Origin of the sequence: Metabacillus fastidiosus NBRC 101226 (assembly GCF_001591625.1) — a bacterium.
In the GTDB taxonomy this organism is placed as follows: domain Bacteria; phylum Bacillota; class Bacilli; order Bacillales; family Bacillaceae; genus Metabacillus; species Metabacillus fastidiosus.
Genome location: NZ_BCVG01000122.1, coordinates 1 through 10,225, shown reverse-complemented (window position 1 = coordinate 10,225; position 10,225 = coordinate 1). Strand labels below are relative to the sequence as shown.

Below are 10,225 nucleotides of genomic sequence, written 5' to 3'. Positions count from 1 at the left end.
CTGATAGAAGTTTCACTTTATGCGCTTAGATGTTTTTGATCTATATCAGATTCATTTATCTTAGCCGGACGTGATGATTTTTTGTTAACGAGATAAATACTTGCTACGATAAGCACAATCCCTGCTAATAAGTAGAATGTAAATGGTTCCCCTAAAAAAATTGTTCCTATAATTACGGCAATCAGTGGCACGAGGAAGGTGAACGTAGCTACCACACTAGCGTCCGCCATTTTAACTACTTTTACATAAAGAATCCAAGATACTGCAATCCCGAGAATGGCACCGAAAGCAAGACCGAATATATAAGTACTGTTCCATGTAATGCTTGTCCATTTTTCAGTGGAGAAGCTGAGTATGGAGAGGAGAGAACCTCCAATCAGACATTGGAAGGCAACCATCCATAAGGAATCTACCTGGTTAGCATTTTTCTTCACATAGATTGTTCCGAGAGCCCAGGATAATGCTGATAATAGACCAAGGATCACTCCAGAAATGGACACTTGGCCTGAGAATCCTTCCACGCTTACGGAAATTATACCGAGAAATCCGAGGATGAGTCCTGTTACTTTAAGGAAGGTCATGGATTCTCCTAACCATAACCAAGCAAAGAATCCAACTAGTATGGGCTGGAAATATACAAGTACAGAGAAAAGCCCGGATGGAACGGATTGTAATCCTACAGTTTGAAATCCATAAAAGAAAGCAATATTTAATATACCTGTATATAAATAAATTTTCCAGTTTTTTCGCCACTTTATCTGGTCTCGTTTTTTCCAGATAAACATCGTTAAGATTAACCCGCCAATTACACAGCGCATCGCTGCAAAAAGGAGAGGCGGTGTGTAGGCCAAAGCGAGTTTATAAACTGGCCAAGACACTCCCCAAAGTAAAATGAGTGCAGCCATGTTCCAAAGCCATTTCATGAGAAATCATCTCTTTCTATATAATAAATACTTAAAAATTTATTTCGACGCAAGAATATTATAATACTAAAATAATTAATTTTTAATGTTTTTTTATTTTTCTTAGAAAATAGTTTTATTTTAGCAGGATGAATTACCATCATGTTAAAGTAAAAAGGTAGGAGTTGTTTGAAGAAAGGCTGATGATTATGATTGTAAAACTTGAATTTATGTATGAAAGTGATTCAGAATATATGAGTTGTCCTGCAAAAGTGGGAAGGAATGTACGCAAATTGCAGAGGCAGTTTGATAAATGGATTTATGACAGGAACAACAAGCATCCTTATTGGGTTATAGCTGATGAAGACGAGGAAGGCAATGAAATATATGGAGTTTGTTTTAATGCAGAGGCATTTGTGTATTGGCTGAACGATGTAAAGTTTGTGAAAAGGAAAAAGATTGCGAAATTAATTGATAAACCTGCTGATCCACCGAAAAAGAAATTGAGGTTTTAAAAAAGGGGAAATATAAATGAATCTTGAACACAATTCAGACGAACATATTAAGCGTACCAAAAAGCAAGCCAAACGGGGTTGCCTTACTTGGTTTGTCATACTAACAGTAGCCCCTATAGTTTTGATTGTTGGCACGTTTTCATACGCAATATACTTTAAGGAAAGAAAGCTTGTGACGAGTCATTCACCAAGTGAAATATATATGATTGAAGTTGTTGAAAAAGGAGAGCCTGCATGGTTTGGTCCATCATCAGTCCGAATAAAATACGGATGGTGGAAATATGTTGACCGAAGTATTAGCAATGATGGGAAAATACTTGACTCCTCCAATGTGTCAGTCACATGGAAAAGTGATAATGAAGCGGTAGTTACTTTGTATGGTGAAGAACAGGAGCCGGAAAATGTGGAGATTACCATATCAAAGGGAAAATAAATATGATGAATCACTAAAGCTGTGCAGCTATTAAAAGAAGCAATCAGCATGAATCTATCTTCTCAATAATAAAAATATCAAAACTTCGGGAAGGAGATTATAATGAGAAAAGAAATTCAACAATTGGTTGATGATCTCGATTTATAGAAATGACTAGTGTATGGTCTATCGCTTTCGTTTCCTCTCATTAGATTTCTTAATTTTCATTAATTTAGTCGGCGGCTGTTTACGTATCCATTTAAGAAAACGTGACAGCTGCTCATCCTCTTTTAATTCCTGGATAGTTGTCAAACGTATCGCAATTTCCTTATTTGTATAAAGGGCATGGATTTGTTTATGACAAGGAATGCATAAATTAGCCGTAGGACCAAAGGTACCGCCCATCTCTTTAGGCAGTAGATGATGGACAGTCGTCTCAACAGGCTCTCGTTCACAAAGTTCACATACATCCATTCTTATTCCTCCTGATCTATTCCTCTCAATTCTGATAAGTTTGTACTCCTGTAATTTTCCCTAAAAGCCCCTTGTTTACTCTTATAAATAGGAGAATGATAGATGGAGTATGAAAAAATTATCAATCTAACCGCTTTTCCTCAGTTAGTAAGACATATGCCGGTATGAAGAAAAGGACTCATAAATAATCTTTTCAACTGTATCTATCCGGGTTTTCACCATTATATTTTATTATAGTAATGTTTAAAATGTAATCAAATAGGCTATCTTCTCGTATATAATCACTTTTATGTTATTTTGAATTTTTATGATTAAGATCCGTTTGTAAAGGTAATGCCATAAGGACCATTCTTTTGTCATCTTTAGAAATATATAGAAGAAGTATCTATTATTAAGTACTGAAATAGGTCCAGTTGTGTTAATATTAATATAGATCTTTTTTACTATTATTTATTCAGGTGATATTTCATGAAAGACAAATTCCTTTTAATATTTATTTTAGTTATTGGATTAAGTTATTTAAATATCAAGCATAATGAAGCAGAAAGAATATCGCAGGCAGCACAAATAGCGGAAGAGTCTGATTTGAATGTTTATGAGATTGTAAGTATAGAAGGAACAAAGGTAATTGCTCAAGGTGTAAATCAAGAGAAGAGTATTACTTTTGATACTGAAAACGTACAATTGAAAGGATCAATTAATGTAGGATCAACGGTAAAAGTATTCATGGAAGCCGATGGGCAGTTACAGGGAATAAAATATATAGAAGTGTTAAAACGGTAAGGAGTCTGAGAAATTAGGCTTCTTTTTTATTATTTTGTAGGCAGTAAGTAATCAAAGGCTGGATAAAGGAATGGAGAAAAATACACTTGTCATAAGTTATTTAAATATGAAAGCTCAGAACATCCCCAGAAAATAATATAAATCTGTATGTGGATGGACATTTATATCGGTAATTTCCCGGCCTCTGTGAAAAAGAGATGTATGTATTCGAATGAACAGAAGGAAAATAACAGAAGAAGAAAGGAGGAGAAATGGATGAAAAATCAACGAATTCCAGAGCATAAATTGAATTTTACAGGCGAAGTAAGCGAAGCACTTGAGAACATAATAAATATTGAAACACAAGATACAACTTCGAAAGAAAAAGTAGAAGTAAAGCAGACTAATTTTGAAGAGAATAAGTAAACATTTAGAAAAACTTGGAGCTGTATAAAATGATAGGAGAGGGGAGGAAAGTGAGAAATAGACTCCCTTCTCATTAAAGGACGAATAGCCCAACATAGCCTTATGTATATCAATTCATTCCTCTATATCCTAATATATATAATGATAAATAAGAGTATCTCCCTAGAAATTATTAGCTTCTTTTAACATAGGTTTTAAGGATACCAGGATAATTTACTATCACTGTCTAATGGTTGTGTTTTAATTTCTTCACTCAAAGTGTTGAACCATTTACTTAAAATTTCTTCTTTTTCAAGGTTAGCATTTTCATCATCATCCCAAATTACATGAGAGAACCAAGCCTTAGTTTCCCATTCGAATTGCAGCTCAGCATATGAAATTTTAGGGTGATTGGCTTGAACAAATTTATCATTTACAACAGAAGCGACATCAGGGGCTTGCGGCAGTAATTCTCTATGAATCTTTTCTTTTATGATAGAATCTTCAAGTTGATGCCACATTATTAGACTTCCATCTACTTGATAAAAAATATCGAATGAGGGCTGCTCACCCATATTTATTAAAATAAAAGCACGTTCTACTTCATTGTTAGCCGCCTTAACTACATTCACGATAATATTTTGTGCCATTTCTACCCAAAAATCTTTCGCTTCTTCTATTTCTGACTCTACATAAAATTCATCTTCAAGTTCAGCGACATTCGCTTCTCCTGTATTAACATCTTCTATTTTCTTAAATAAGCGATTAAAGAATCCCATGTATTGCACAACCTCCAATTTTATTTATGTAACTCTTCAATCCAAATTATACCATGGAATGATGCTTTATTGTGTGAAACTGTCACTTTGCTACCATCAGAATCATTATTACATAGGAGATACAATGGGAGATTTATTTTTGGAATAAGGATGGAACAATTGATCCTGATTAAAATAATAATATTTTCACTTAAAGTTATTAGTTTGAAAATAAATAATTTAATGTTAAACTATTAGATGTCTAATAAATATAATGACAGCGATTATAATTAGGATTTTTCAGTAAATACTATTTTTATCGCTTATTATACTAGGAGGAGTTTCTTATGAATCGGGTAAAAAATAAAGTAGCACTCATTACAGGCGGAGCATCCGGAATTGGTTTATCAGCAGCAACATTATTAGCAAAAGAAGGCGCAAAAGTTGTTATTGCGGACTTTAATATTGAAGGTGCAAAAGAAGCTGCACAATCTTTAGTAAAAGAAGGCTATGAAGCATCAGTAATATTCCTTGATGCAGGAGATGCAAAATCAATCGAAGCCGCAGTTGAATTCACTGTTGAACAATACGGTTCACTAACAGTATTATTTAATAATGTTGGTTTAACAAATCTGCGTAAAGATTTAGACGTTGTAAATATAGATTTAGATGAATGGGACCGTTTAGTAAATGTGAACTTAAAATCAGTATTACTTGGAAGCCGTTTTGCTATCCCTCATATGCAAAAGGCAGGAGGCGGTTCTATTATTAACAATGCTTCAATGGCAGCATTTGCAAGTGATCAAACACGTACCGCTTATGGTGCAACAAAAGCGGGCGTTGCAAATATGACTAAAAATATTGCAACTCAATACGGTAAAGATAAAATCCGTTGTAATGCAGTAGCACCAGGTCTTATTTTAACACCAGCTGCTAAAAGTAATATGCCACAAGAAATGCTGGATATTTATTCGAAATTTAATGCATTGCCATACCATGGTGAAGCAGACGATATCGGGTATGCAGTAGTATTCTTAGCTTCTGATGAATCTAAGTTTATGACTGGTCAAACCCTTCAAATTGAAGGTGGGCATTACCTTGCTAATCCAACTATTGCAGATACAAATAATTGGGTAGCATCTTTACAGAATAAAGCATAGTTAAAACCTTTTGTCGGGCTGTACCTAAGGTCATAAAAAATGACTTTAGAGTGCAGTCTTCTTTCATATTTGTAAAGCAATACCTAGATTTAATAATAAAAGAAGTGGAAGTTTGAGGTAGGATTTTTTTCTTATCTTAAAGATAAAGAAGCAATTCCATTAAATAATGAATTAAGGAAAATTAGGGGGCAATCCAGATCCTAATCAATGCCGAGACCTAATGTTAAAGCGAAAATATCCGTTGCTAAATGGAAAAAGGGATGGGGCTGATGATTGGTACACGAGACGTAAGGCTTACTTTTTAGATATTAAGAAGAGGATTCTGTGTATTTATTATGGTGATTCACAATGAGGTTAAGGTAGCTTTAGTTGAAAGTGATGCGAATTAAATTATGGCTCTTTTTATAGTTTAAAAGTGTCATAATTTAATAAATAGGATAACACTTGTCCTCAAGCTTGCATAATATATATTAGACGAAGAGGGAGCACCTTGCGTCACCTTGGATTGACTTTTATAGTCAGTCCCTTTTTCTTTTTTGGTGTCATAACTTAAAGCTATGACACCAAAACTGTTGATTAAAAATACGTTAAATAGTATTTTCCTGTTTCTCTTCTATTCGTATTAATTTCTTTTGGTTTTGATATTGCATTGTCATTATAATTGCTGTCTGTACTACCATTGCAGCTAAGAGGAAAAATAAATGAGTAGTAGTATTCTGTAACAATGAGGTCACGTAAAAAACAGGTGCTGAGGACAGTAAAGAAACATATTCATTTTTAGTTAAAACAAATATTATCGTTGAAATACATGCTGTAACTAATAAGAGCTCCAGATTAATCCACATAGAATCGGCCATCACATATGGTAATTCATAAAAATAGGACATTGTGAACCCTCCTTTTAAAATATATTTCAATATTAATCTTCCATAATCCTGCTAGTAGTTAAAGAATTTAATTCTACAATTTATTTTTAATGAAGAAGGAAATGGTCAATTTGAATGATGAATATAAGAGAACGACCATCCTTTTGGGTGGTTGTTTTCATTATATTTTGTATTAGTTCTTAATAAAAAAATAATTGGATTATTTGTCCATTTATTCAAAGCGCTGATATAAATATCCTTTTTGTAAAGAATACGAAAGGAAATATAAAATATAAGTGAGGTATTTGGAATGAGAATGAATAGTCGAGATTCATTAAAGAGGATTTGCAGGATACTTATTGTTGTGACATTTATTTTTATATTAAACAGTTTCAGTGATAATTTGATTGTTAATGCAGAGCCAAAAGATGATGCTTTAAAAGCAGTAGTTAACTTCTTGAATGCTCAAAAAAATTGTAACTTAGATGATATGATCGCCCATTCGGAATATTTACAAAAAATAAGTAATGTAAAGGAATTATACACTATGATGTGTAAAAAGCATCCTTTAGAAAAAGCTGAAATTACTGACATTAGCATAGTTAATGAAAATACAGCTTTAGTATCTATTGAATCAACCTACAAAGATAGAATATTTATTGCTACATCACCAGTTATTAAAAAGGATGGGCAATGGAAAATCATTAAGGGAATACCTGGTTCTGGATACATCCAGTTTTCGGATAAGATGAATAGAGATAAAAATGAGCATGAAGTAGAGAAGACAATAAAAAATTATTCTACTGCCTTAAAGTCGGGGGATTTGGTGGAAATAGAGAAATATATAAAATTTGCCCCTCATATAAGTAAAGCTGGATTAGAAGAACACTTTAAAGCGATAAGTGAAGAAAAACCATTCCCTCAAGTTACTCCATTAGGAATACGAATATTATCAGATTCATTCGCTATTGCGCAAATTGAGGTCAAGCATGAGTATTTCAGTACCACACAAAATCATGCTGTTTGTAAGGAAAATGGGCAATGGAAAGTGATTTTTGGTCATGTTTTAACGAATTCTGCGATTCCTAAAAGTGATAAACCGATAGAAATAAAGTGATGTTCCCAGCGTTAATGAAAACTAAAATTTTAAGGTTGTTTGTTGGTATGGAAATAAGCAGGTTCAAAAATCGAACTTGCTTATTAATTTATTTCCTTTTTACAGAAATTCGCTTTTTCAGTAGTTTTAATAGCTGTTAATTTTAAAAAGTAGATATGGATTCCGAAAATATTCATTTGAGTTAGTGTAATTTCGCACGTACGTTTGCGTTGATAATAATGAACTTAGTATCCACATTCATAAAAAAGAAGTCTAGGCATTATTCCTAGATTTCTTTTTAAAATAGGTTATTTTTGTTTAATTAATCTAGTTGGATGATTAAGCCTGAATTTCACTCGTAATATGCTAATGCCGTACCCTATGAATCCTCCAACAATAGCAGGTATAACCCATCCTAGTCCTACGTCGTACATAGGAAGAATTGCATTAAAGAAATGATTAATAGATGAAAGCTGTATACCAGCTCCATTTAATCCATCAAAGAAACTAATAATAAATGTTAAAAGTAAGCTTCCTTGATAAACTTCAGCTTTCCCTTTAAATAAAGAATGAAAAAATGTTAAGAAAATTAATACAATAGCTAATGGATAAATAGCTGTTAATACAGGTACAGAAATAGCAATTAACTCTGTTAATCCAATATTAGCAACTATTGCACTAAAAATAGATAAACTAATAGCAATTGTTTTGTAAGGAACTTTTGGAAATAGTTTATGGAAGAATGCAGAACAAGATGTAACAAGGCCTACGCTCGTTGTTAAACAAGCTATTGTAATCATTAGTCCTAATAATATTCCACCGTAAGATCCAAAATAGTATTCCGAGACTTTTGCTAAGATAGTACCTCCATTATCTAATAGTCCAAGTTTTTCTACGCTTGAAGCACCCATATAAGAAAGAGCTGTATAAATGGTTGCTAGGATAATGGCAGCAATACCAGCTGCTTTTCCACAGACAATTAAAATTTGTTTTTTTGTTTTTGCACCTTTTTCTTTAATAGCGTTAATGATAATGATACCAAAAACAAAAGATGCAAGAGTATCCATTGTTAAATAACCTTCTTTAAACCCATTAAAAAATGGTTGAACTGTATAATTCTTAACAGGTGCTTGAAAATCACCGATTGGATGAATAAAGGCAACTACTACTAGGATTCCAATAAACGTTAATTTGATTGGCGTTAATATTTTCCCTACAATTTCGACAATTTTCGCGGGATTGAGCGAAAAAAAACACGTAATGCTAAAAAAGATGATTGTAAAAATAAGTAAAGGTACAGGGCTTGAATTTTCGGCCAAAAAGGGTTTGACACCTATCTCAAAAGAAACGTTTCCTGTTCTCGGCATAGCAAATAAAGGACCGATTGCTAAATAAAGAACGGTTGTAAATACAATACCAAAAACAGGATGTACACGACTTGCTAACGACTGTAAATCATCTTTCCCCGAAAAACCAAGCGCTAACACACCAAGTAATGGTAATCCAACTCCTGTTACTAGAAACCCTGCATTAGCTGACCAGATATTCATACCAGCCGATTGACCAAGCATTGGTGGAAAAATTAAATTTCCTGCCCCAAAGAATAGAGCAAATAGCATTAAACCAATAACTACTATAAATGAAAACGGTACTTTATTAGACAAGTTAAAACCTCCATGAAATAACTAAAAATTACTATTTTTGAAAAGTATTAAATTTTCTGAAAATTATATAATAGTTAATATATAAAGTTTCATCATATTATAACTATAGATAAATATTATTTCAATATAAAATTTAATTTTTTATACATCCTAGTGACTAGATCCCTAATTTCCATCTATCCTCATCTCATCAAAACGGTCTTACCTCTTTCATTCATCTAACAGCAACCCTATCATTATTTTTTGATACCTATAGTGCCATTTTATTGGTTGATTGATATTTTCTTCATTTGTTAGAAAGGCTTTTATTCGAAGATGCAGAATATATTCGAAGGAGTGAAATTACGGGAGGTTTCTCAAAGTGGAAAAGATGATTCTTCATTTATTTATAATTTTTACGATCGTAGCAACTTTAATAGGATGTTCAGAAGAAGTTCCTAAAGAGTTTGATTTGAACCAACTAACTAGAGTTGATGTTCACGTATTAACAGATGAGAACAACGAAATAATAATCACAGAGGAAGAAAAAATTAAAGTTTTAAGAGATGTATTAGCGAAAGTTGATTGGGAACAAGGCGTAAAAGCTGAAATGTCTCGTAAAGAAGATGTGAAAGCCACCTTATTCTTCACATATGATAAAAATATGCCAGAGAGATTATTTGAATATTCTATTTGGTTTAATGAAGGCGATGCATTAGTAACTATTATTGACAGAGAAAAGAATGCCTATGGAAGATTAGAGAAAGAAGATGAAAAAACATTAAAAGACATTCTATTGAATAACTAAAAGAGCAGGTGAACCTGCTCTTTTTTGTGTGATTTGTTATTTTAAATTTACTGCGATTATAATTTCAATTCAGTTAGGAAAAATAACTCTTCTCTCCAAAAATAGAACCTGCTAGTCTTATGATTAGACTTTCAAAAGGCCCTTCCACGAATTGAAACAAGAAGTTTCTCGTGTCTCTTCAAAGAAAACATGGTTAATACTTTTATTTTTTGTGAAAATAGAATTAAGGTTCCTCAACTTAAGGAGATATTTAAAATGTTAAATAAAAGATTGTTTACAGCTATATATTTCAGAGATACCGTTTGTAGATGAGGTATTGGGGCCGTATAAAAACGTCAGTTATGTTTTCTATTAAAAAGTGCGATAATGGAAGAACCATACCATAAGTAAATGAGGTTTTTATCCCAGCCTTAACGGGCAGTAA

12 protein-coding genes are annotated in these 10,225 nt (G+C 32.7%); 7 read left to right on the top strand and 5 right to left on the bottom strand.

Annotated features, from left to right (window positions below; translation table 11 throughout):
• Positions 1-17 precede the first annotated feature (17 nt).
• Positions 18-923: a DMT family transporter gene (locus tag BFA01S_RS18965; protein WP_066234501.1), complete on the bottom strand. Its 906-nt coding sequence runs from the start codon at positions 921-923 to the stop codon at positions 18-20.
• A 188-nt stretch (positions 924-1,111) separates the two neighbouring features.
• On the opposite strand from BFA01S_RS18965, the gene BFA01S_RS18960 reads away from it, so the two are divergent.
• Positions 1,112-1,417 (top strand): hypothetical protein, encoded by a 306-nt coding sequence (locus tag BFA01S_RS18960; RefSeq protein ID WP_169800511.1) that lies wholly within the window; start codon positions 1,112-1,114, stop codon positions 1,415-1,417.
• Between the two features lie 16 nt (positions 1,418-1,433).
• A complete protein-coding gene (locus BFA01S_RS18955) occupies positions 1,434-1,850 on the top strand; it encodes a hypothetical protein (protein WP_066234494.1) in 417 nt (138 codons plus the stop codon).
• Between the two features lie 165 nt (positions 1,851-2,015).
• Here the strand turns inward: BFA01S_RS18955 and BFA01S_RS18950 are convergent, their stop codons facing one another.
• Entirely contained in the window at positions 2,016-2,303 is a 288-nt protein-coding gene (locus BFA01S_RS18950) for a restriction endonuclease (protein WP_066234491.1), read from the bottom strand.
• A gap of 468 nt (positions 2,304-2,771) precedes the next feature.
• Here BFA01S_RS18950 and BFA01S_RS18945 point away from each other — a divergent pair, with 468 nt between their 5' ends.
• Positions 2,772-3,086 (top strand): hypothetical protein, encoded by a 315-nt coding sequence (locus tag BFA01S_RS18945; RefSeq protein WP_066234488.1) that lies wholly within the window; start codon positions 2,772-2,774, stop codon positions 3,084-3,086.
• A 255-nt stretch (positions 3,087-3,341) separates the two neighbouring features.
• Entirely contained in the window at positions 3,342-3,491 is a 150-nt protein-coding gene (locus BFA01S_RS22585) for a hypothetical protein (protein WP_156483909.1), read from the top strand.
• A 194-nt stretch (positions 3,492-3,685) separates the two neighbouring features.
• Here the strand turns inward: BFA01S_RS22585 and BFA01S_RS18940 are convergent, their stop codons facing one another.
• Positions 3,686-4,249, bottom strand: coding sequence for a hypothetical protein (locus BFA01S_RS18940; RefSeq protein ID WP_066234485.1), 564 nt, complete (start codon positions 4,247-4,249; stop codon positions 3,686-3,688).
• Between the two features lie 326 nt (positions 4,250-4,575).
• Between BFA01S_RS18940 and BFA01S_RS18935 the strand changes: the two genes are divergently transcribed.
• Entirely contained in the window at positions 4,576-5,388 is an 813-nt protein-coding gene (locus tag BFA01S_RS18935) for an SDR family NAD(P)-dependent oxidoreductase (protein WP_066234483.1), read from the top strand.
• A gap of 587 nt (positions 5,389-5,975) precedes the next feature.
• Here the strand turns inward: BFA01S_RS18935 and BFA01S_RS18930 are convergent.
• Complete coding sequence (locus BFA01S_RS18930) at positions 5,976-6,275, bottom strand: hypothetical protein (RefSeq protein ID WP_066234481.1); 300 nt, start codon at positions 6,273-6,275, stop codon at positions 5,976-5,978.
• 295 nt (positions 6,276-6,570) lie between these two features.
• Here BFA01S_RS18930 and BFA01S_RS18925 point away from each other — a divergent pair, with 295 nt between their 5' ends.
• Positions 6,571-7,371, top strand: coding sequence for a nuclear transport factor 2 family protein (locus BFA01S_RS18925; protein WP_169800510.1), 801 nt, complete (start codon positions 6,571-6,573; stop codon positions 7,369-7,371).
• A gap of 287 nt (positions 7,372-7,658) precedes the next feature.
• Here BFA01S_RS18925 and brnQ read toward each other — a convergent pair whose 3' ends face one another.
• The gene (gene brnQ / locus BFA01S_RS18920) at positions 7,659-9,014 is read right to left on the bottom strand and encodes a branched-chain amino acid transport system II carrier protein (protein ID WP_066234477.1); all 1,356 of its coding nucleotides are present in this window, start codon (positions 9,012-9,014) and stop codon (positions 7,659-7,661) included.
• Between the two features lie 370 nt (positions 9,015-9,384).
• Between brnQ and BFA01S_RS18915 the strand changes: the two genes are divergently transcribed.
• Entirely contained in the window at positions 9,385-9,801 is a 417-nt protein-coding gene (locus BFA01S_RS18915) for a hypothetical protein (protein WP_066234502.1), read from the top strand.
• Positions 9,802-10,225: the final 424 nt, after the last annotated feature.